This is a genomic window from Rhodobacteraceae bacterium D3-12, assembly GCA_025916135.1.
Taxonomy (GTDB): domain Bacteria; phylum Pseudomonadota; class Alphaproteobacteria; order Rhodobacterales; family Rhodobacteraceae; genus JAKGBX01.
In genome coordinates, this window is sequence record CP104793.1 from 1,186,474 (window position 1) to 1,208,272 (window position 21,799).

Annotated in this window: 24 protein-coding genes and 1 pseudogene; 4 read left to right on the forward strand and 21 right to left on the reverse strand. The window is 58.5% G+C overall.

Annotated elements, in window-relative coordinates; translation table 11 throughout:
• Nucleotide 1 precedes the first annotated feature (1 nt).
• The 3 genes and pseudogenes from N4R57_05955 to trpB all read left to right on the forward strand — a co-directional run bounded on the left by N4R57_05955 (nt 2) and on the right by trpB (nt 2,511).
• A pseudogene (locus N4R57_05955) lies at nt 2–357 on the forward strand (LapA family protein).
• 109 nt (nt 358–466) lie between these two features.
• Complete coding sequence (locus tag N4R57_05960; protein UYV38594.1) at nt 467–1,102, forward strand: phosphoribosylanthranilate isomerase; 636 nt, start codon at nt 467–469, stop codon at nt 1,100–1,102.
• Between the two features lie 155 nt (nt 1,103–1,257).
• A complete protein-coding gene (trpB, locus tag N4R57_05965; GenBank protein UYV38595.1) occupies nt 1,258–2,511 on the forward strand; it encodes a tryptophan synthase subunit beta in 1,254 nt (417 codons plus the stop codon).
• A 70-nt stretch (nt 2,512–2,581) separates the two neighbouring features.
• On the opposite strand, the gene N4R57_05970 is transcribed toward trpB, so the two are convergent.
• The 11 genes from N4R57_05970 to N4R57_06020 form a co-directional block, all read right to left on the reverse strand.
• Nucleotides 2,582–3,106, reverse strand: coding sequence for a hypothetical protein (locus N4R57_05970; protein UYV38596.1), 525 nt, complete (start codon nt 3,104–3,106; stop codon nt 2,582–2,584).
• Nucleotides 3,107–3,245: 139 nt separating this feature from the next.
• Nucleotides 3,246–3,851 carry a helix-turn-helix transcriptional regulator gene (locus N4R57_05975; GenBank protein UYV38597.1) on the reverse strand — a complete coding sequence of 202 codons (606 nt, stop codon included), beginning with the start codon at nt 3,849–3,851 and terminating at the stop codon, nt 3,246–3,248.
• Between the two features lie 239 nt (nt 3,852–4,090).
• Nucleotides 4,091–4,351, reverse strand: coding sequence for a hypothetical protein (locus N4R57_05980; GenBank protein ID UYV38598.1), 261 nt, complete (start codon nt 4,349–4,351; stop codon nt 4,091–4,093).
• A 36-nt stretch (nt 4,352–4,387) separates the two neighbouring features.
• Nucleotides 4,388–4,612 (reverse strand): hypothetical protein, encoded by a 225-nt coding sequence (locus N4R57_05985; GenBank protein ID UYV38599.1) that lies wholly within the window; start codon nt 4,610–4,612, stop codon nt 4,388–4,390.
• 36 nt (nt 4,613–4,648) lie between these two features.
• Nucleotides 4,649–4,909: a hypothetical protein gene (locus tag N4R57_05990; protein UYV38600.1), complete on the reverse strand. Its 261-nt coding sequence runs from the start codon at nt 4,907–4,909 to the stop codon at nt 4,649–4,651.
• A 253-nt stretch (nt 4,910–5,162) separates the two neighbouring features.
• Nucleotides 5,163–5,546, reverse strand: a complete 384-nt coding sequence (locus N4R57_05995; GenBank protein ID UYV38601.1) for a DUF2237 domain-containing protein — start codon at nt 5,544–5,546, stop codon at nt 5,163–5,165.
• Nucleotides 5,543–6,709 (reverse strand): beta-lactamase family protein, encoded by a 1,167-nt coding sequence (locus N4R57_06000; GenBank protein UYV38602.1) that lies wholly within the window; start codon nt 6,707–6,709, stop codon nt 5,543–5,545. The genes N4R57_05995 and N4R57_06000 overlap by 4 nt, the downstream gene beginning before the upstream one ends.
• A gap of 71 nt (nt 6,710–6,780) precedes the next feature.
• Complete coding sequence (locus N4R57_06005; protein UYV38603.1) at nt 6,781–7,812, reverse strand: DUF2332 family protein; 1,032 nt, start codon at nt 7,810–7,812, stop codon at nt 6,781–6,783.
• On the reverse strand, nt 7,809–8,531 hold the full coding sequence (gene pth / locus N4R57_06010; GenBank protein UYV38604.1) for an aminoacyl-tRNA hydrolase: 723 nt from the start codon (nt 8,529–8,531) through the stop codon (nt 7,809–7,811). Before pth ends, N4R57_06005 begins: the two co-directional genes overlap by 4 nt.
• A gap of 138 nt (nt 8,532–8,669) precedes the next feature.
• Complete coding sequence (locus tag N4R57_06015; GenBank protein UYV38605.1) at nt 8,670–9,332, reverse strand: 50S ribosomal protein L25/general stress protein Ctc; 663 nt, start codon at nt 9,330–9,332, stop codon at nt 8,670–8,672.
• 158 nt (nt 9,333–9,490) lie between these two features.
• Nucleotides 9,491–10,657 carry an alpha-hydroxy-acid oxidizing protein gene (locus N4R57_06020; protein UYV38606.1) on the reverse strand — a complete coding sequence of 389 codons (1,167 nt, stop codon included), beginning with the start codon at nt 10,655–10,657 and terminating at the stop codon, nt 9,491–9,493.
• 141 nt (nt 10,658–10,798) lie between these two features.
• Here N4R57_06020 and N4R57_06025 point away from each other — a divergent pair, with 141 nt between their 5' ends.
• Nucleotides 10,799–11,236: a MaoC family dehydratase gene (locus tag N4R57_06025; protein ID UYV38607.1), complete on the forward strand. Its 438-nt coding sequence runs from the start codon at nt 10,799–10,801 to the stop codon at nt 11,234–11,236.
• Between the two features lie 73 nt (nt 11,237–11,309).
• On the opposite strand, the gene N4R57_06030 is transcribed toward N4R57_06025, so the two are convergent.
• The 10 genes from N4R57_06030 to N4R57_06075 form a co-directional block, all read right to left on the reverse strand.
• Nucleotides 11,310–12,104: a phytanoyl-CoA dioxygenase family protein gene (locus N4R57_06030; protein UYV38608.1), complete on the reverse strand. Its 795-nt coding sequence runs from the start codon at nt 12,102–12,104 to the stop codon at nt 11,310–11,312.
• Between the two features lie 767 nt (nt 12,105–12,871).
• Nucleotides 12,872–13,273: a chemotaxis protein CheD gene (locus N4R57_06035; protein ID UYV38609.1), complete on the reverse strand. Its 402-nt coding sequence runs from the start codon at nt 13,271–13,273 to the stop codon at nt 12,872–12,874.
• Nucleotides 13,274–13,543: 270 nt separating this feature from the next.
• Nucleotides 13,544–15,493 (reverse strand): methyl-accepting chemotaxis protein, encoded by a 1,950-nt coding sequence (locus N4R57_06040; GenBank protein UYV38610.1) that lies wholly within the window; start codon nt 15,491–15,493, stop codon nt 13,544–13,546.
• 430 nt (nt 15,494–15,923) lie between these two features.
• Nucleotides 15,924–16,724: a hypothetical protein gene (locus tag N4R57_06045; protein UYV38611.1), complete on the reverse strand. Its 801-nt coding sequence runs from the start codon at nt 16,722–16,724 to the stop codon at nt 15,924–15,926.
• Nucleotides 16,700–17,149, reverse strand: a complete 450-nt coding sequence (locus tag N4R57_06050; protein UYV38612.1) for a PAS domain-containing protein — start codon at nt 17,147–17,149, stop codon at nt 16,700–16,702. The genes N4R57_06045 and N4R57_06050 overlap by 25 nt, the downstream gene beginning before the upstream one ends.
• Nucleotides 17,150–17,203: 54 nt before the next feature.
• A complete protein-coding gene (locus N4R57_06055) occupies nt 17,204–17,515 on the reverse strand; it encodes a hypothetical protein (GenBank protein UYV38613.1) in 312 nt (103 codons plus the stop codon).
• Nucleotides 17,516–17,588: 73 nt separating this feature from the next.
• Nucleotides 17,589–17,975: a response regulator gene (locus N4R57_06060; protein ID UYV38614.1), complete on the reverse strand. Its 387-nt coding sequence runs from the start codon at nt 17,973–17,975 to the stop codon at nt 17,589–17,591.
• Nucleotides 17,965–18,933 (reverse strand): protein-glutamate O-methyltransferase CheR, encoded by a 969-nt coding sequence (locus N4R57_06065; protein ID UYV38615.1) that lies wholly within the window; start codon nt 18,931–18,933, stop codon nt 17,965–17,967. The genes N4R57_06060 and N4R57_06065 overlap by 11 nt, the downstream gene beginning before the upstream one ends.
• Complete coding sequence (locus N4R57_06070) at nt 18,930–19,400, reverse strand: chemotaxis protein CheW (GenBank protein ID UYV38616.1); 471 nt, start codon at nt 19,398–19,400, stop codon at nt 18,930–18,932. The genes N4R57_06065 and N4R57_06070 overlap by 4 nt, the downstream gene beginning before the upstream one ends.
• A complete protein-coding gene (locus N4R57_06075; protein ID UYV38617.1) occupies nt 19,393–21,762 on the reverse strand; it encodes a chemotaxis protein CheA in 2,370 nt (789 codons plus the stop codon). Before N4R57_06075 ends, N4R57_06070 begins: the two co-directional genes overlap by 8 nt.
• Nucleotides 21,763–21,799: the final 37 nt, after the last annotated feature.

A 21,799-nucleotide genomic window follows, 5' to 3' on the forward strand; every position in this document is an offset into this window, starting at 1 on the left:
CATGCGCTATATTCGCTATGGTTTCCTCGCCGCCTTGGCTGTGGTGCTTATCTCTGTGGCAATGGCAAACCGCGGGGCGGTGACGTTGCGCCTTTTGCCGGAAGAGCTGGCCGCGCCGCTGGGCTTGGCCTGGTCGGTTGAGTTGCCGCTTTTTGTTGTCATCTTTGCCGCAATCGTGGCCGGGCTTTTGATCGGCTTCGTTTGGGAATGGCTGCGCGAGCACAAGCACCGCGCCGAAGTCGCGCGGAAATCGGGCGAAGGCTGCGTCAGCTCAAGCGGGAAGTGAACCGCTTGAAGGGGGCCGGGAAGTCGGAAGACCCTGACGAGGTTTTGGCGCTTTTGGATGAGGCGAGCTGATCCACCTCTTGCCGGGCGCTATGGCGCGGGCGATGCATTTTGAGTATTTCAGGCAAGATGAAGAGGAAGGGTGGTTTTCATTTAACCGCCCTTGGCGTATTTCGGCCCCATGAACATTCGCGTGAAAATCTGTGGATTGACCAAGCCTGAAGACGTGGCGGCCTGTGCTGCGGCGGGGGCGGCCTATTGCGGGTTCAACTTTTTTGCCAAAAGTCCGCGTTTTGTGACGCCCGAGACGGCGCGCGCGCTGGCGCTGGACGCGCCCGTCGGCTTGGCCAAAGTGGGGCTTGTGGTCGGCGCGAGCGACGCTGAGCTGGACGCGATCACAGGCGCGGTGCCGCTTGATATGTTGCAGCTTCATGGCGGCGAGAGCGCGGCGCGGGTGGCCGAGGTCAAAGCGCGGTATGGCCTGCCGGTGATCAAGGTGGTCGGGGTTTCGGGCGCCGGTGATCTGGCGGCGCTGGACGCGTTCTCTGACGTGGCTGACCAGATATTGGTTGATGCCAAACCACCCAAGGAAGCGGTTTTGCCCGGCGGCAATGGCGTGGCGTTCGACTGGGCGTTGATTGCCGGGCGCGAGTGGCGCGTGCCATGGATGCTGGCCGGTGGGTTGACGCCAAAGAATGTAGGCGAGGCGATCCGTCTGACCGGGGCGCGTCAGGTTGACACCGCATCGGGTGTGGAAAGCGCGCCGGGGGTCAAGGACGCCGATTTGATCCGCGCGTTTGTTTCTGCCGCCGGGTGAGGGCGTCGGCCGCTGGGCGGTTTCGCATTGCCGGGCCGGGGCGCAAGATCAGAAACGTGCGAAAGGTGAAGCGGGCGGGCGCGACTGCGTTGGCTCCTATTGCTCATACCCCCGCTTGCCTTTACACCGGCGCAAGGCAAACCGGAGGCAGGCGCATGGCCGATGATCTTTTCAACAGTTTCATGAACGGACCCGACGAAAAGGGGCGTTTTGGCAATTACGGCGGGCGCTTTGTAAGCGAGACGCTGATGCCGCTGATCCTTGATCTCGAGGCGGAATATGACCGCGCCAAGGATGACCCGGATTTTTGGGCCGAGATGGACGACCTGTGGAAGCACTATGTCGGTCGCCCCAGCCCGCTTTATCATGCCGAGCGGCTGAGCGCGCATCTGGGTGGCGCCAAAATCTATCTCAAGCGGGACGAGTTGAACCATACCGGCGCGCATAAGATCAACAATGTGCTGGGGCAGATTATCCTTGCCCGGCGCATGGGCAAAACCCGGATCATTGCTGAAACCGGCGCGGGGCAGCATGGGGTCGCCACCGCAACCGTCTGTGCCAAATTCGGCCTGAAATGCGTTGTCTATATGGGCAAGCATGATGTCGAACGGCAGGCGCCCAACGTGTTCCGTATGCGCCTTCTTGGGGCCGAGGTGATCCCGGTCACATCGGGCCGTGGCACGCTCAAAGACGCAATGAATGATGCGTTGCGCGATTGGGTCACCAATGTGCGCGACACGTTTTATTGCATCGGCACCGTGGCCGGGCCGCACCCTTATCCGGCGATGGTGCGCGATTTCCAGTCGATCATCGGCAAAGAGGTGCGCTGGCAGTTGGCCGAACAAGAGGGCGAAGGGCGTTTGCCTGACACTCTTGTCGCGGCCATTGGTGGCGGGTCAAATGCGATGGGCCTGTTCTTTCCCTTCCTTGATGACAAGGCTGTGCGCATTATCGGCGTCGAAGCGGGCGGCAAGGGCGTGAATGAGAAGATGGAGCATTGTGCGTCGCTGACCGGCGGGCGGCCGGGCGTTCTGCATGGCAACCGCACCTATCTGTTGCAGGACGACGACGGGCAGATCCTCGAAGGGTTTTCGATCTCGGCAGGGCTCGATTATCCCGGCATCGGGCCAGAGCATTCCTGGCTGCATGACACGGGCCGCGCCGAATATGTCTCGATCACCGACAAGGAGGCGCTCGAGGCGTTTCAACTGTCGTGCTCGACCGAAGGCATCATCCCGGCGCTGGAGCCGAGCCATGCGCTGGCGCATGTGATGAAGATCGCTCCGGAGCTTCCAAGTGATCATATTCTGGTCATGAACATGTGTGGGCGCGGCGATAAAGACGTGCAAACCGTGGCGAAACACCTCGGCTTTGACATGTCCGATACCGAAGGGCGCGAGGCAGAGTAATCACCGCCGAGCGTTAGCGTTTGGATAGGGCGGGCTTCATGGGCCCGCCGCCATCCGCTTTGTCATCAGCTCAGTAATCCGTCGGCAGCCCGCGCAGCGCTTGTTCAAGGGCCTTATGCGGCCAGCTTCCCTTGCCGCCGCGTGCTTCGATCTCGCGCAATTGGCCAAGCGCGGCAACGATGTCGCCCTCGGCAATCAGCCCCTGACCCATGTAGGACCGGGCGAGGTGATAGTCGGGATCAATCCGCAGCGCTGCGTTGTAGAAGCCCATCGCCGTGGCGATATCGCCCTGTTTGCGGGCAATGAAGCCGCGATAGTTTAACATCCGCGGATCGCGCGGGTTGTCGGCGCTGGCGATGACCAGCATTGCCCGGTCGTATTTCCCGGCATAGGCCAAAGCACGCACGGTGCCGTAGCGATCATCGTCGTTGATCAGGTTCGACTCGGCATCGACGCATTTTTTGGTCTTGGTGTCATAGACTTTGCCTTCCTCGCATTTCGGGGCGGCAGGGGCGCTGCCGCTATCGCTGCCGGCGGCAAAGGCCGGGGCGGACAGCAGAAGCGCAAAGCAGAATGCAACTGAAAACTTAGGCATTGGGGAACCTCTCATTCCTAATGAATGAGAAAAGCCTAACCCGAGACGGCGCATTTTCGGTATGACAAACCCGTGACCGGCGGCGACCCGCCCAATGCAGACGCCGCCGAGGTCGGCTGAGGCTTGGGCAAGCCCCCGCTCAGTGTCGGCCCGTCGTCTGCGCGCGGTCAAAGAGCCGCTGCGGTGGCATCGGCGCATTCGCGGCGCTGATCACTTTGGTTTGGGCAGGCTGCGCCGTATCGCCCATTTTGGCGGGCAGTTCGTCTTGAATGAGATCGTCGATAAAGATGCTCAGCAACTGCGGTCGCCCGCTGACCCCTGCTTTGCGATAAATCGCGTTGGTCTGGGCCTTGACCGTGCCACTTGACGTGCCGCGCAGTTCGGCAATCTCGTTTACGGTCATGCCTTTCAGCGAAAACAGCGCCACGTCGCTTTCTGCCGGGGTCAGACCCCATTGATCAAAATGTTCTTGCATCACCTTCATAAAAGCGCTTGAGGCGTCCTTGAGCTTGCGTTCAGTGACCCGCGCAAGATGCATGCTCTGACGCAGTGTGCTCCAGCCCATGATTGTGCCCAGAACCAGCCCGATCGCGGCCAAGAAGCGCACCAAAAGACGAATGTCTTCGTTGATCCATGGCGGTTCAAGGCGGAAAAGATCGGCCAATGTGCTGGAAAAAAACAGCGTGACACAGATCGCTTGGATGACGAAAATTGCCCTAAGGCAACGGATATTGAACCTGTCCACTTCGCATCTCCCGTGCTTTTTTGAAGCGGGGTGGCTGCTCAAATCGGCTCGCTGCCCCATAAAGGGGTAATTAAGGGTTTCCTGCGCTTTTCCAAGGGGCCGGCGCGGGTTTCTTGCGTCACGAAACCGTTACAATCGCCGGTGGCATTTGGCCCGTCCGGCGCACAAGGGGCCGGGCGGGCAAGGCATCGGGCGTGTCGCACGATGCGTATCGTCAATTATTGAGCGTTTGTCGGGCCTTAGCGACCTTGCGAGCCGGTGGCCTGAACAGCGTCGTCTGCGACGAACACGGTGGTCACGGCGGTGCCGGGGATGGCGCGCTCGTTGGTTTGAACTTGGCGTTCAACCGAATTGTCGTTCTCGTGCTTTACGCTGTCATATGCGCTTGCGGGGGCTGCGTTGATAAAGCCACCTTCATCGACATAACCACCTTCGGCGAAGGCTGCGGAACCGGCAAAGAGAGCGGCGAGAGTTGCGGTTGTGACAAATACGTTTTTCATGGCTGAGTTTCCTTTTCTTTCAGCTAGAGTTTCTGCTTAGCGGCCTTGCGAGCCAGCGGCCTGAACGGCGTCGTTTGCGACGAATACGGTGGTCACAGCTGTGCCGGGGATGGCGCGCTCGTTGGTTTGAACCTGACGTTCAACCGAATTGGGGGCTGCGTTGATAAAGCCACCCTCATCGACATAACCACCTTCGGCGAAGGCTGCGGAACCGGCAAAGAGAGCGGCAAGAGTTGCGGTTGTTGCGAATACGTTTTTCATGGCTGAGTTTCCTTTTCTTTCAGCTAGAGTTTCTGCTTAGCGGCCTTGCGAGCCAGCGGCCTGAACAGCGTCGTCTGCGACGAATACGGTGGTCACCGCGGTGCCGGGGATGGCGCGCTCGTTGGTTTGAACTTGACGTTCAACCGAATTGTCGTTCTCGTGCTTTACGCTGTCATATGCGCTTGCGGGGGCTGCGTTGATAAAGCCACCTTCATCGACATAGCCGCCTTCGGCGAAGGCTGCGGAACCGGCAAAGAGAGCGGCGAGAGTTGCGGTTGTGACAAATACGTTTTTCATGACTGAGTTTCCTTTTCTTTCAGCGTTTGTTGTGTGAGCGCCGGATCGAATGTTGATCGCGGCGTTGTGCAGTGAAGAAAAGGCTTGTCGGCAGAAAAGGCTATCGCCAGATCGTTTATTGCCGGTTTCGCAAACGATTGATTGAGCGCCCTAAACCAATGGAATAAATCGCGCTCAGGTTGGCCCTGGCGCGTCTAAACCAAAGTTAGAGAGGGTGGTAAACTTCTCTAACTGCCTGTCACGGCAGCGTGATTCAATGTTTCGGCGCCCTATGTGCCTCCAAAACAGGCATCGGAATAACTTCTAGGGCGCGACCATGCGTGGCCTCAAGATTCACCAATGGGCCGCATCCTTCGTCCGCCGCTTGCATGAATCGCACGGCACAAAGGCACCAATTGTCCCCCGGCTTCAGCCCGGCAAAGTTGAATTCTGGGCGCGGGGTGGACAGGTCATTGCCGACATATTTGGAATAGGCGAGAAATTCGGCCGTCATCACTGCGCATACGGTGTGGTTGCCGGTATCCGCGTCACAGGTGTTGCAATGCCCGTCGCGGAAAAATCCGGTCACCGGGTTCATCGAGCAGGGCGCAAGCGCCCCGCCCAGCACGTTGATTGATTTTTCCGGTTCGGCTTTCATTCCAGCGCCTCTGCTATGCTGCGGAACATGTCGATATTGCCATCGGTCACGCCGTCCTCGCGAAATTTGCGGTCCGCGCTGTTCATCGCAATCACCACGCCGCGGGGCTTGTCGATGTAAATATACTGCCCATAGACGCCAATGGCAAAAAATTCGCCCGCCCGCGCGTCATGGGGCATCCACCACTGATAGCCATACTGCCGCGCGCCGGGCTTGGTCTTGGCCGATGGCGCGGTCGATGCGGCCAGCCAGTCGGCAGGCACCACCTGTTCGCCCTGCCATTGCCCGTCCTGCAGCACCATCTGCCCAAAGCGCGCATAATCGCGCGTGCGCAGGTTCAACCCGCCCAGCACAAAAGCCGTCTCATAGCCGTCGGCCACGTAATAAGGCGCGGCCTCCAGCCCCATTTTGTCGAAAATCTTCTCTTGCATCAGATCGGCAATCCGCCGCCCCGTCGCGCCGCGAATGACCATGCCGATCACATGGGTGTCGATCGACACATATTGCCATGTCTCCCCCGGCGCGGCGAAGGTTTCGCTCAGCCCTTCTGTGAAAGCGTCCAGCGAGGTGCCAAGCGCAACGACACGGCCCATCCTGTTGATATCGCTCCAGAAATCGAGGTAATCCTCGTTAAACGTCACGCCGCTCGACATTTGCAGCACATCCTTGATCGTCGCCTTGTCATAGGCGGTGCCGGCAAGGCCCGGCGCGTATTTCGTGACTTTGTCGTCAATTGAATCGATCGCCCCCTCGGACAGGACTATCCCGAACAAAGCCGAGAGAAAGCTTTTCGCGACGGACCATGAAATGCGCCGGTCTTCGGGGCCGGTGCCAAGATGATAGCTTTCGTGCCGGATTGCTCCGTCTTTCAACACCACCATCGCCGTCATCGCGCGTGTGTCGCGCCATTGGGCGAAACCATCGGGCATTGTCATCTCGTCGCCTTGGGGCAGGGGGCTGACCGGGGCATCGCCGCGGGTCATTGGAATGGTCAGAAAAAGATCATCCATATTGCTGAAATTATTGACTATTTTCTCTTCCGAAAACAGCGTGTTCACCGCCATAACGCGGGTGATCTCTTCTCGCTTCCAAACATAAAGCGCCGCTGCCGCGACAATCAGGACAAGCAACAGCCGTCCAAGCAGTTTACCGAATTTGCGCATGATATTTCCCCAATCCCTTTGCCCAGCAGTCAACCACGCGGGATAAGGCTTGGCAATCATTGGAGCAATCTTCAGGCCATGCCGCTCCAGCGTATCCACCGCCCATGAAAATCGACCCGCGCCAGCGCATGACGCTCATCCCCCGGCCAAAGCCGTAGGGTCAGCGCCGCGCCGATGTTGTCGCCGTCGTTTTCCATCGAAAGCCATGCCAACGGGGCATCCGGCGTTGCCCGCGCTCCGGCTGCTTCGATCAACCCTTGGCCGCGGGCCTGTGCGTCGGGCGGGAAATATTGCCAGGCCACCGTATGATAGACCAGATGCAGCGCGCCTTGTTGCGCGCTGGCCAGCCGCGTTTCAAGCCAGTCTATCGCATCCCCCTTGGTCACTGAAAAATCCTGCGCGGAAATCGCGGCCTTGGTGCGGGCGATCCTGTCGGGCTGATCGGCCCAGAGATAGGCCAAAAGCCGCAAGGCATCTTGCGGGTCGGTCGGGTCAAGCGGGTTCAAATCGACGCCCGCGCGCGCGATGATCTCCGGCGCGGCGTTTGGCGGCATCGGGCCTGTCCAATCGGGCGCGAGGGTCACGACCGCATCCTCTGCGCCCCAGCGTTTTCCATTTATTTCAAGCGCGTAGCGATCCCAGATCAGGTTTAAACCGCCGCTCGCCCCCAATTCCGAGGTGACAAACGGCAAGGCAAAGCGGTCTGCCAGCGCATGCGCCGCCGCAACAAGCGCGACCGAGCGGCGCAGCTCATTGGTTTGCGGTGGGCTGTTGCACCAGTCGCCGAGAAAACCGGCATGCTCGACCATTGCGCGTTCAACTTCGGCCCAAAGGGCGGTGTCGCTGACGGTTTCGGGCGGGTAAACCGCCGCAAGCCGGGGATCGCGCCCCTGTAAGACCAGCGCATGAAGCCCACCAGCCAGCCGCAAAGGCAGCGACGCACCGCCGGGGCCAATATCGCCCTCCCAAGCGGCAAACCGGGCGGCCAAAGGCAAGCCGTCATGCCATTTCGCCGCCATCAAGTTCAGCAATTGCCCCATAAAGGGCGAGCCCAACCCCTCACAGGCGTGCGCCTGAATGCGAAAGGCCTCGGCCAGCGTCATTTGAAACGGTCTACCAGCTTTTGGAGCGGTGAACGCGCATCCTCGGCCGGGGCAGGCGGCTCTTTGGCCTTTTCGGGCGCCGGTGCTGCGGCAGGTTTGGCAGTTTTGCCGGCTTTCTCGGATTTGGCGGATTTATCGGCGTTGGCGCGTTGCGGCGTGACCTGCACCGCCACGGCGTTCATGAACCGCCCGGCGTCGCCATCGGCCAAATCGGGCGCACCTTTTGAGGCGCCGCGCAACACATCGTCAAGCCAAGCTTCGTCAGCGCGGGCAAAATCATGCAACACATAGGCCGCGACCCGATCCTTGTGGCCGGGGTGGCCGATCCCCATCCGCACGCGGGCATAGTCAGCCCCGATATGCCCGTGGATCGAACGCAGCCCGTTGTGCCCGGCATGCCCGCCGCCCTGTTTGACCCGGCATTTACCGGGCGCAAGGTCCAGCTCGTCGTGAAAAACCACCACATCATCGGGGGTTAGCTTGTAAAACCGCATCGCTTCGCCGACCGATTGACCGGACAGGTTCATGAAGGTTTCGGGCTTGAGCAAAAGCACCTTGTCTTTGCCCAGACGGCCTTCGCTTACTTGACCCTGAAACTTGGCGCGCCACGGGGCAAACCCGTGATCTTCGGCGATCCGGTCCAGCACCATGAACCCGATGTTATGGCGGTTGTGCGCATATTTCGCACCGGGATTTCCAAGGCCGACAAAAAGCTGCATTTGGATGGCTCGCTATTGCTGTGTCCGGCACGATTTACGCGCTCTGGCGCGGCAAATCAATCAACCGCCCGCCACAAATGAAAAACGCGGCCCCCGAAAAGGACCGCGTTCTAAATGATTGCGCAAAGAGCGAGAGGGTTACTCGTCGCCACCCTCTGCTGCGGCTTCCGCTTCGCCTGCGGTATCTTCGCCTGCATCTGCATCGGAGTCATCGTCGTCTTCCGAACGCAATGCCGACGGAGCCGAGATGTTGGCGATCACGATGTCGCGGTCCACAGTCGGGCGCGCGCCTTCGGGCAGGGTCACATCCGACAGGTGAACGATGTCGCCCACTTCCAGACCGGTAAGGTCAACGGTGATCTGCTCGGGGATGTCACCAGCCACAACGCTCAGCTCAACTTCCGGGCGCACGACGGTCAAAACACCACCCTGCTTCATGCCGGGGGCTTCTTCCTCGTTGATGAAATCAACGTGGATAAAGATATTGAGACGCGAGGTCCGCTTGAGGCGCAGAAGGTCGATATGCGTCGGCAGGTCTTTGACCACATCACGCTGAACGCTCCGGCAGATGACGCGCACGTCTTCCTGACCGTCAACCTTCAGGTTGAAAAGCGTCGACAGGAAGCGACCCTCTTTCAGCTTCTTGAAAAGCACGTTGAAGGGGATGTTGATCGGCAGCGGGTCTGCCTCACCACCGTAAACAACTCCGGGGACCATGCCATCGCGGCGTGCTTGACGAGCGGCGCCCTTGCCTGTCCCCGTCCGGGCCTCGGCGTGAAGATCTGGGATCTGTCCAGCCATAATAATTCTCCTAAGATTAGTGCGGGGCTCCTCCAAGGCTGTAGCACCCGCGTGAAGCGTGGCGCATAGCTCAGATCAAGCGCTTTGGCAAGAGGGCGCGCGTGCGAAATCCCCCTGCGCGCACGCCGATGTGTGGTTTCGACGTGACGCGCCTGCGATTACGCTTGCCAGTGGCCCTCAAACCCTTCCGGCACCAGCAGGATATCGCGCCCGACCTCATCAATTTTGCGCCGCCCGCACAGGGCCATGGACACGTCCATCTCGCGGTGGATCACCTCAAGCGCTTTGGTGACACCTTCCTCGCCCATCGCGCCAAGACCATAGATAAAGGCCCGCCCGATATAGGTGCCCTTGGCCCCCATTGCGACGGCTTTGAGCACGTCCTGACCTGACCGGATGCCGCTATCAAGATGCACTTCCACCTTGTCGCCCACCGCCTCCAGGATCGAGGGCAACGCGCGGATCGAGCTGAGCGCGCCATCAAGCTGCCGCCCGCCGTGGTTGGACACGATGATCGCATCGGCCCCGACCTTAAGCGCCATTTTCGCGTCCTCTGCGTCAATAATCCCTTTCAGGATCACCGGCCCGCCCCACATCTCCTTGATCTTGGCAATCTTGCTCCAGTCCAGCGAGGGGTCGAATTGCTCTGCCGTCCAAGCGCCAAGATCGGCCGCATCCGAGATCCCGTCGACATGGCCGACGATATTGCCAAACTCGCGGCGTTGCGCCTTGAGCATGCCCAAGCCCCAGTTCCACTTGGTCGCAAGGTTCAGGATGTTCATCACCGTCGGCTTGGGCGGGGCGGACAGGCCGTTCTTCAAATCCTTATGCCGCTGGCCCAGAATTTGCAGATCAAGCGTGATGACCAGAGCCGAACATTTTGCCGCCTTGGCCCGTTCGATCAGGCGGCGTACGAAATCCTCGTCTTTCATTGTATAAAGCTGGAACCAGAACGGCTTGGTCGTTGCGCCCGCCACATCCTCGATCGAGTTGATCGACATGGTCGAGAGGGTGAACGGCACGCCAAATTTTTCCGCCGCCCGCGCCGCCTTGATCTCACCATCGGCGCATTGCATCCCGGTCAAGCCTACAGGTGCCAGCGCAACAGGCATGGCCACATCCTGTCCGATCATCTGGCTCGCGGTCGAGCGGTTGGACATATCCACCGCCACGCGCTGACGGAAATAAATCTCGTCAAAATCAGAAGAGTTCTCGCGAAAGGTCTGCTCCGTCCAACTGCCGCTTTCGCAATAGTCGTAAAACATCTTTGGCGCACGGCGGCGATAGATGCGTTTCAGGTCTTCGATTTCGGTGATGACGGGCATGCTGTGGTCCCCATGCGGATTTGGTTAAGATTTTTTACCAATCGCAGGCGAGTGACGCAACGAACAATTCAGTCTGCCCGCGCGCGGGGTTGAGGCTTTGAGCCGCGTTGCCATAGTGGGGCAACATGAGGAGGAGAAACCATGTTTTTCGACGATCTGCCGGTGGGGGCACAGTTTGAAACCGATCCCGAAACGCTGAGCGAAGAGGCGATCATCACCTTCGCGCGGCAATACGACCCGCAACCGTTTCACACCGATCCCGAAGCCGCGCGCGACACGATCTATGGCGGAGTGATCGCCAGCGGCTTTCAAACGCTGCTTATCGCGTTCAATCAGGTGCTGTCGGCAAACATCTGGGCCGATGCCTCCATGGGCTCGCCCGGATTGGATGAAATACGCTTCCTGCGTCCGGTCCGCCCCGGCGATGCCATTCACGTCAGGGCCACTGTTGCGGCATCCGAGCCGTCAAAATCGCGCCCGGATCGCGGACGCACCAGGTTCTACTATGAAATTCTGAACCAGAATGGCGAGGTGGTGATCTCCTACTACGCCGTGCAATTGCTCAAACGCCGGGCCTGAAACGGGCAGGAATTTTTCAAAAATTCCTGCTAAATTTCTTTCAAAGAAATTTGGTTCCGCGCGATTGTGCCGTTCAGCGTTTGTAAATCACCGGGAACCAATCTTCGCGCAGTTTCTGTCCCGGCACCATCCCGTGATCGGGAAAGGGAGGAGAGGTGGGTCCGGGTCGGTCAACATAGCGCGCGTCATCACCGACCAGTCTGAGCGAGAACGCCCGCCGCCGCGTTGTGCTGGTATTTCCACGTGCACCATGAAGAATGTGATAGTTAAAGGCCACCGCATCGCCCGGCTCCATCTCCCATTCCAGCACATGCATCCCTTCGGCGTCCGGGTCGGGAACGGGCATATAGTCTTCGATGTTGGGGACATAGGAGTCATTGCTGACCCAACGCATCGGCAGCACCGGCTTCTCCCATTTGTGCGAGCCCGCAACCACACGCAGCGTCGCGTCGGTGACCGGATCAAGAGGGGACCAAAAGCTAACGGTTTGTTGGCCTTCGACGAAGTAATACGGCCCGTCCGTGTGCCACGGCGTTGCCATCGAGGTGCCGGGCTCCTTAACCAAAACATGGTCGTGAAACATCTGCACGCTCTGGGATTGCATCAAATCGGCGGCAACCTCTGCCGCCGGGCTCTGATCAATGGCTTGCTCAAACTCGGGGATGCGTTGCCAGTTGCAATAGTCGTCAAAAAACCGTCCCGTTTCGCCGTCTTTTTTGTTTTCTGACGCATAGGGGCCGGGGGCTTCGATGTTGCGCGCCACGCCTGCGCGCAGCAAATCGACCTCGTTGGCAAACAATCCGCGTACGATGGTAATGCCATCGCGCTGGTATTGATCGATCTGGTTCTGGCTCAAAAGTGCGTGCATTGCGACCGTCCTTTGGTGTGATGCTTTTGCTCAAATTAGGGTGCGATTGTTCCATGGTAAAGTCGCAGTTGTGCGGCTAAGAAAATCACACTTTAACAGTCGATTAGCGTGGCACGCTGATGTGCCGCCTCAGCGAATACCGGTTCAGTAGGCTTTGCTTCAGCAGTGTTTATCACTTGGTTCCGGCAGGGATCTTAAATCGACGCCCACTTAAGTCGCGCTATGGCCGTTATGAAGTTTATCCACAAGTTATCCACAAATACATACGCTTATTTTCGTTCAGACCTGTCTAGAAACGGAAGGCAATCAAGGTGAAACCAGTTGACATAAATCGGCATGAAACTTCACTTGAGAGCAGAAAAAGATGAATAACTGTCCTTTTTTGATGTAGCTCGACCTTATCCACATAGTGCCATGCCTTCGCCTCGTCGCGCTTGTGGATAACTTCGGTTTTGTCACCGCATCGCCCCCTAGGAGAATTCTCGCTGGCGTTAACCTTTGTCATAAAGCCGATGGATTGCGCGAAGAACTCAGGAAAAGAACCGGCTCTTCAACCGCTGGCTCGCTTGCTGATTTTTGCTCCAGCGTGCAAGCTCACTTTGGGCAAGAGTGGCCCTTAACGCCATGAAAAAATGTATTTTTTCATGGAAAATCAAAGGGAAGGATGTTGCGCCAAAGGGAGAGTATCAAGACGTGTGTGGCAGAATTTAACGAGTTTCATTGGGTTCTACGGTGGTGCTCGGTGCTTCAGCGCACCCTTTCAGGTGTTAAAACAGTTCGATCGCGCCCTCGGGCGCAGGCACGTTTGTCGGAGCTACAGGCAAGTCGCGCTCGATCGCTGCGGCGGAATCGTCTGTCATGAACATGCGCTGTGCCCGTCCGGTGCTGGGCCAAAAGCGTATTTTCCGCCCTTTGCGCCCGCGAAGACACTCCGTAACAACCGGGATGCCTTCGCTTTTCATAAACCAACGGGCAAAGCCAGCGTTCTTGTCGCCGACATTTACACTGCCCTCAAACATTTTCGCCCCGCCAAAAAGCTTGACCAAAAGCCGATGGCGCGCGGCACCCTGTTTAATCAAGCCATTGACCAGAAGTTCCATTGCATTCACGCCATAACGCGTATTGCCACTCTGGTCGCCAACCTCGCCGGGCAGCAAAAAGTGGTTCATCCCACCAACGCGCGCCTTCGGCCCCACATGCAGGCGGCCACACAAGACCCCAGGATCGTGGTGAGTATCGTGCCCGGCTCGTTGGTAATCTGGCTGTCGCCCTGCAGCACGGTCACAACAGTCATGTGCGCCCCTTCTCCCTCAGGGTGAGGGGCGGCTGTGGATAGGCTTGCATTTGAGGATCGCCGCATAACCTGTGCTCCTGTCTGACTTTGCTGACTGCGGGGTCCGATCACGTTGCCCCGGATGCTGTTAACCTTATCGCCGGTGCTAAAACTCATCCCAACAATCGTTGTCCGAAGCGACGTCTAAAGTATTTGTTCCCGAGCGCACGCCCGCTGCGACTTGTTTCGGTGCGCTGCTCTGATCCGAGCCTGCTGCGGAAAGGTCAGCGGCGCTATGATTTTTCGGCGGAAGCTCCCAAGAGCCTTGGCCAGAACCCCCAACATTCGCTTGTCTTGCCAATGCTGCCTGCGGGTCATCCGGCGTAAAGGTAAAAACCCGCAAGGCGTGCGTCATATGCTCGGCTTCTTCCTTGAGCGCCCGGCTCGCGGCTGATGTTTCTTCAATCACCGCAGCATTTTGTTGCGTCACCCGGTCAAGATCGTCAATTCCGTCTTTAATTTCTGCAAGGTTCTCTGCCTGCTCGCGCGAGCCGGTGGCGATATGCGACACCACTTCGGACACGTGGCTTACCCCTTGAATAATGTCTTTGAGCGCGGCACCGGCTTGATGCGCCAATTGGCTGCCCTCGGCCACATGCTCGCTTGAGTTCAGAATCAGACTTTTGATCTCATTCGCCGACTCTGACGCGCGTTGTGCCAGAGCGCGCACTTCTGATGCGACCACTGCAAACCCGCGCCCAGCATCACCTGCCCGCGCCGCTTCAACTCCGGCGTTCAGCGCCAGAAGATTGGTCTGAAACGCGATATCGTCGATAACGCCAATGATCGCGGTGATCTGCTGAGAGGAGTCCTCAATCTTTTTCATAGCTTCTGTGGTTTGCTCTACCACGTCGCCACCGGCCTCGGCCTGAAGCCGGTTTCGGCGGATCTGCTCGGCCGCATTGGCAGCATGCGACGCGGTGCGCTGCACACTGGTGTTAAGCTCTTCGATCGCGGCCGTGGATTCCTCCAATGTTGCCGCCTGCGCCTCCGAACGTTTGGCCTGATCGCGCGCGACTTTAGAAATCTCGTGCGACCGCCCGCGCACGGTCTCTGCTGTGTTGGTTACAGTGCTCAGAATAGCGCGAAGATCCGCCATAACAGAGTTGAAGTTGCGACAAATGTCTGTGTGTTCTTCGGTCATATCTGCGAAATCGTCGATATCTATTTCGCGATCCAAATTGCCCGCAGCCAGATCCGATAGCCCATCAGACAGCCGTGCGTAAAGCCGCTGACGCGTCATGGCCTCCTGCTCGCGAGCAGCCTGTTCACGCTGTTCGCGTGACAGGACATCGCGAAACATCGCAAGGTGTTCGGCCATAATTCCCATTTCATCCTTGCGGTTTCGCCCGGGTATTTCAGCACCGAAGTCACGTCTGGAAATAGCTTGCATGGCGGTAATGAACGCATTGCATGGGCGCACGACCATGGTCCTGATCCCCAGGCCGATCAGCGCCAGCCCGACAAACCCCACTGCCGCGCCGAGCAGCAAGCCGTTCCAGATCCGCCAAGTGATTGTGGCAATCCCTTGGGTGTGATCAACGATGATCGCGAGCGTGCCAATCTGTGTGACCCCGCCACTTGCGAAAACCGGTGCGGCAGCAACGATCGATGTACCGATATAGACGCTTTGGGCACCGCCGCCGTTCTGTACCGCGCCAACAAGGGAGCTCAGCGCATGGCCATAAGCCGCGCCGTCAAAATCCGGAGAGGTGAAACTTGCCATAATCTCACCGTCTACATGGGTCACACTGGTGTAAAGCGCGGCCACATCGTCGCGCAATAGCAGTCCTGAAACCACTTTGACCTGAGCTTTGTCGCGAAGCTGCACAGGGCCGCTCAGCTGGTTGGCAATCAGGTCCACGATCACCAAATCTGCTTGCCGCACGATGGATTTCGAGGTCCGTTCACCATGGCTGATCTGGACATAGGCTATCACGGCCATCGTGACGCCAAAGCCGATGGTTATGATCACGCTCAACTTGGTTTGAAGGTTGAGCGCCCCGAACAATCCGCCGAACCTGAAAAGTCGCTCTCGCGAAAACATCGTGGTCATGGCTTCGGTTTCCTTAGATTTCGGCGCTCATTTGGTCGATGCACCCTGTTCACACGGGGGCCTGTGCGGTGATGCTGTTCATGTCAAAGCCTGTCGCTACGCTCTGGAAATTGCCTGGCGATAAGCCATTAACCTCAATGTCACCGACCGGACCCGCGCTTGGGAGGAAACGAGCTTTCACAACCACCTCAACCCTGTTCTGTAAGTTCGAAACCACATCGCAATTCACAGGGCTCACGCCGCGCCAACGGCTGCCTAGGCGCGCGGATTTCTCACCCATACTCACCCGTTTCCACGCGACCCAATTATTCGTGACCCGCTCCAGCTTGGCCAAAAGCCATTTGACGACCATAAAAGAGACACTCCTGTTGCGCGTTCCAAGCAGCGACAGCGTGGCGCAGAACCGCTAAGAAAAGCTGAATCTCAGCACCTAAAGTGCCGCAGATTTTGCGGTAATCTGGCTTGCCTTGGCGGCAAGATCGGCCAGAAAGACATCAGTACGCGCGTGAAACTTCTCAAGCCGGGCGATAATCCCTTGCAGCCCACTGTCCGAATTCCCGATCCGCCCGCTTTCGACGCGACAGAGAAGCTTGACCACATCCAACCCGTTGATGCGGCGACGTAACTGGCGACAGAAATCGGTAATCTCCTTGCCAATTGCGGCAATCTCACGGGCGGAGACCTTGGCTTCGGCCGACATTCTCTTGGCGTGGGCGGGCAATATGTTTTCTATGAAGTCTTGGGCGGTTTTATCCTGCGGAACGTCCTGACGCGCTTGCTCAGCAGTTTCGCGCAACAGTCGCGAGACCTGCGCGGCAAAACGCGCGCGTATGGTGGCCGCCTTCATCCGGGTGATTGAGCCGGACTCGCGGCTTTGGATGCGTTCGATGACCTGCTGCATTTTGTCGGCCATAGTGTCGTAATTCTGCGAGATCGTGCCAATCGCGGCGCCCGCGCCGTCAAGTCGCCCCGACAGGATACGCATATTCACCGGCTCGCCACGGATTTTGCGAAACCCGACACCGATCTCGCCAATCAACACTTCGACCTCGTCGATCAACGCCGACAATTCATTCATCAAGGTAATTTCATTTGGCGTTTTGCTGCCGGTGGCTTCATCGCGCAACGACATTTCATCGTTCAGAATGGCATGCATGAAGGTGTCGTAATCGGCGTATCCGGCTTTCTGAACCGCCTGATGTGTGATTATTTCGCTACGCTCCGGGGGCATGCCGCCCCCTCCAATTCAACCAATTTGGCATAGGTCCGCTCGGCTCTCTCCAACAGCGGGCCACTTGGTTTGATCCGAACCGAAATATACCCCTCGGGCAATTGTGTGATCAACGCGAGGGTCCAGTAAAACCCACCTTTAGCGGTCTTGTTCTTGATATAGGCGCAGACCGATTGCCCTGCCTTCAGGCGGTTCCACATCAGCTGAAACACCCCACGTGGCATGTCTGTGTGGCGCACAATTTTGTGCGGTGCACCGGCCAATTGCGCGTTGCTATAGCCGGAAATGTCGCAAAATGCCGGGTTCGCAAATTGAATTGTGCCGCGCGGATCAGTTGCGGTCGCCAAAATGCGCTCGATTGGGAAATGCACCTCACCGCTATCTGTGCCAATCTCCTGCGGAATGGTGCTGTGCGTTTCGATCATCGGGATCGGTCCTTTTTGTGAATGGCCCGGGCGCTTGCGCCCCTTGGTGGCGGGTTAAAACAAATCGATGTGTCCTGAGTTCAGAGATTTTTCATGCCGTTCGCCATCCGCACGCAGGCGCCGGCGGATATAGTCGAGCCGCACCGCGCGCGACAAAAACTCTGTATCCAGCGTGTGTTCATCGTCAAACAAGGGGGCCATTGCTTTTAGAACAAAGGCCACGTCCTCGAGATGCTGAAAAAGGAAATCAATCCGTTGAAGATTGCTCCCGTGCACGCCCAGCGGCTTATCAAGACCAATGGCGAACACCGCATGTTCGATGGATTGCGCAACAGAGGCAAGATCGGCAACCTCATCCGCAAGCACCTCCAAAATTTGGCGGGCAGGGCGATGTGTCATGAACGGGTGCCTCCCTTTGGGGCCAATGCGCGCGGCGGCGTTACAGCCGGCCCACAACCTTTTCGATACAAGCCTTGAGCTGACCGGTTTGAAACGGCTTCTTGATGTAGTTGTTCATGCCAAGCTTGACGCCGCGGTTCAAAAGCTCGGCATCGGCGCGCCCGGTGATCAGGATAAAGCCGGTGCGCGAAATCGCCTTGTGCCGCCGGATCGCTTCAAGAAGCTGCAATCCATCCATCCTTGGCATGTTAAAATCGGAAATCACCAGATGCACGGGCTTCGACACAAGGCTGCGCCAGGCGCTCTCGCCGTCGTCTTCGGTGCGGTAATGAGTGATTCCGATCTCGTCCAGCGCCTGGGTGATTAGACCCCGGCTGGTCGACATGTCGTCAACCACCAGAATGTGCAGTTTGTCCTTAATACTCATGGTCATGTCTCGTTTGAGGGGAGAGGGCGACGCCGGCCTGTGCGCATCCGGTGGGTTCAATGCAGGCAGGGGATGGCGTTTTGCGAAAGATGCTTGGCCCTTCAACGCGATAGCTCCGGGCAATGTCGGGATGCATCGTTTCCGAATGGCCGACATAGAGCATGCCCCCCGGCTGTAACCGTGCGTCAAAACGATGCCAAAGCCGCAATTGCGTGGCTGCATCAAAGTAAATCGTCACATTGCGGCACATGATCACGTCGAACGGCCCGGCAAAGGGCCACTCGGCCTGAAGGTTGAGATGGCGAAACACCACAAGCTTGCGAGCCGCGCCGTGGACCCGTTTTCGCGCGGGCATGGTGGCGCTTTTGCCTGCGCCGCCCGGCGACCTGAAATCCGGCGATCTGAAATGCCGATGCAGATAGGCCGGGGGAATATCTCTCACCACATCCGCATCATATTGGCCGAGCGTAGCCTGTCTAAGCACGTAGCGATTGATGTCGGTGGCCAGAATGCGGCAGTCAAGCTGCGCCGCCTCGGGGCAAACCTCCAACACGCGAAAGGCAAGATCATAGGCTTCTTCGCCGCTGGAACATCCGGCCGACCAAAGTCGCACGCGCGCGCCGCGGCGCAAAGCTTGGCTCAAGGCGGGTAAAACGCTGTGCAACAGATGCTCGAACTGATGTGCTTCTCGATTGAACCGGGTCACGTTGGTGGTCAGGGCGTTGATAAAAACGTCGCGCTCCTGCTGTGCGCCGTCGCTTTGCAATCGTGCAAGAAACGCCCCCAAATCCTGTGCCCCCTGCGCCTTGAGCAATCGCGAAAGGCGGACCGAGGACATGGACCGTTTTGACGCCTTAAGGTCAATGCCGGTGAATTGGCGCAGCAAGTTTGAGACGCAAGCGAACTCCGCCTCCGTCATTAACCCGTCGTCCGGTGATATGCGGGCGGAAACGCTCATGCGGCGGCAACAGCCTCCCGTGGCAGGATTTGATAAACGTCGATGGCGCGGACCAATTTATCTTCGATCGAATAAACCCCCTTGATAAACGCCTGCGTCAGGGCCGAGGCCACATCCGGCGTCGCCTGCATGTCGCTCTCGTTTACCGTGGCAATATCCGAAACATTTTCGACCAGAAAACCGACGGTCTGTTCGTGGATGCGCGCAATAATGATCACGTGACGCGGGCTGGGATCGGTGCGCCCAAGCCCAAGCCGCAAGGACAGATCCACAACCGGCAAAACCGTGCCCCGCAGGTTCATCATCCCGATCACATACTCCGGGGCATGCGGCAAAATCGTCGTTTTGGTCCAGCCGCGAATTTCCAGAACATGTTCAATTTCCATGCAAAACCGTTGCTCCCCAACACTGAAAGAAACGATTTCTCGCGTCGATGCCTGACTGCGGTCCTTTGGCGTATCATGCATTTTGACCGGCTCCTTCGCTGGCATTGGCACCGTGAATGGCGCTGTTGTCGGGGGTGGGTAGGGATGCGGTGATGGCAGCGGCGGACAACAGATCGTTTCCCATGCGTTGCAGGGGCGGGGCGATCATTTGATCGGTATCAACAATCAACGCGATACTGCCATCGCCAAGGATCGTTGCCGCGGCGATGCCGGGGACCTGCCCGTAATTCTGTTCCAGCCCTTTAATGACCACCTCGCGTTGATCCATGATCCGGTCCACGGCAAGGGCGGTCCGGCGCCCTGAGTCACTTTCGATCAACAACAGCGCGCAATCGCCGTAATCCTCTGGCGCGCGGCGGTAGCTGAGCGCCGCGCCGAGATCGATAATCGGGATCAGCTCACCATTCATCGACAAAACCAGATCACCGTCGCACAGATCGTGAATGCTGGCCTGACCCGGCTGCAGCGTCTCGCGCAGGGCCAGTGTCGGCACCACCAACGCCTCCCCCTCAACCATCACAACCATGCCTTCCAACACGGCCAGTGTCAGAGGTAGCGAAATGCTCAGCGTGGTGCCCTGACCGGGGGTGGATTGCAGGTTCACCCGCCCGCCAAGCGCCTGAATTTCGCTGCGCACAACATCCATGCCAACGCCGCGACCCGAGAGGTTCGACACCTCGGTCGCCGTTGAAAAACCTGGGCGAAACAACAGGTTGTCAATCTCTGCATCGCTCAGCTCGTCTTCTGGGCGGATCAATCCCTTGGCCTCGGCGGATTCACGCACCCGTGGCCGGTTGATACCGGCGCCATCGTCACTCAGCGTGATCACCACGCGCCCCGAGCGATGTGCCGCCTTCAAGGTGACATCACCGCGTTCCGGCTTGCCTGCCGCGCGTCGCATTTCGGGCGTCTCAAGCCCGTGGTCAATGGCATTGCGCACCATATGGGTGAGCGGTTCAACAAGGCGTTCGGTCACGGTCTTGTCGACCTCAACCGCGTCGCCGATCGTGACCAGCCGGGCCTGTTTTCCGGCCTCACGCGCGGTTTCGCGCAGGATCCGCGACATGCGCTGAAACAGGCTGCGCACGGGCTGGGCGCGAATGGCCATGACGCTTTCCTGTATGGCGCCGGAGAGCTGTTTGAGCTGGCCCAACGCCTCTTCGATGGCGCTCCCAGAGAATTGCGGCTGTGCAGTCACCGATTGGCGCAGCATTGCCTCGCCAATGACCAGCTCGCCAACAAGGTTAATCAATCTGTCAACGCGTTGTAAATCCACGCGTATTGTGCTGCTTCGCGCTGCCTGTGGCTTTTGGTGCGAGGCGAGCTGGCGCGCGCCATCGGCTCCAGAATCTGACGGACCCGACGCGGCCGCAGCAGGCGCTTCTTGTTGCGGTTCTGCGCCCAATGCGGGGGGCGATATTTGCGCCGATGCGGCCACTGGTTTAACCGCGTCCGTGCTGCCTTCCGGTGATTGCGACACCGATAAAAGCGGCGTCAGCTCCGCCAAATCAGACGGAGACGGCAAATCGGGCAGGGTGGGGAGTTGAGCCATCCCGGCGCCCCCGCCGTCGCGCGCAACAATGGACAGATCGCAATTGCCCTCAACAAACTCAAACACCTCGTGAATGGCCGCTTCGCGCAGCCCGTCGTTCAGATCAAGCGTCAGCGTCCAGCTCAACTGCGGATCGCGCCAGTCGTCTTCGCCCCATGGGTGCAGCAGCGTCAGGTCAGGCTCAACCACAAGCACCCCCAAACCCGACAGCGCCCGAAACAACAAAACCGGATCGTTTCCCGTCGCATAAGTGCTTTCGAACGCCCGAAATCTGATCACGAAACGCTTGCGCTCTCCGGTCAAGGTATTTCCGGCCAAAGCATCTCCGGCATCAGAAACCTCGGCGCAACCGTCCTCACATTCCAACGCCGGCAAATCCCCGCCCAGATCCAGCGTTAACGGGACAAACTCCGGCATGCGTTCTGCCGCCTCATCCGCTGCATCCCCGCCGTTCGCAGTCCGGCTCAGTTGTTTAAGATCGCTCAGCACCGATGCCCCGAACCCTTCGGCCGTCTGCGTCCCGTCCCGTGCCGCCTCCACAAGGTCACACAGATGATCTGCCGCTGAAAACAACAGCGTCACGACAGTCTCTTGCGCCGCCATTTTGCCCGACCGCATGTCATCGAGTGTGTTTTCCATCGCATGGGCAAAGCTGACCACCCCATCGAGACCAAACGCCCCGGCGCCGCCTTTGATCGAATGCACCGACCGGAACATCGCATGGACGGTTTCGTCGTCGCCCGACCCGTTTTCAAGATCGTTCAACCCCGAAGTCAGCCCTTCAAGGAGATCGTCACATTCCTGAAAAAAGGTGTCGAGCAGATCATTCATAGGGCAACCTCAAAAAATTGAACCTCGGGGCAAGGGC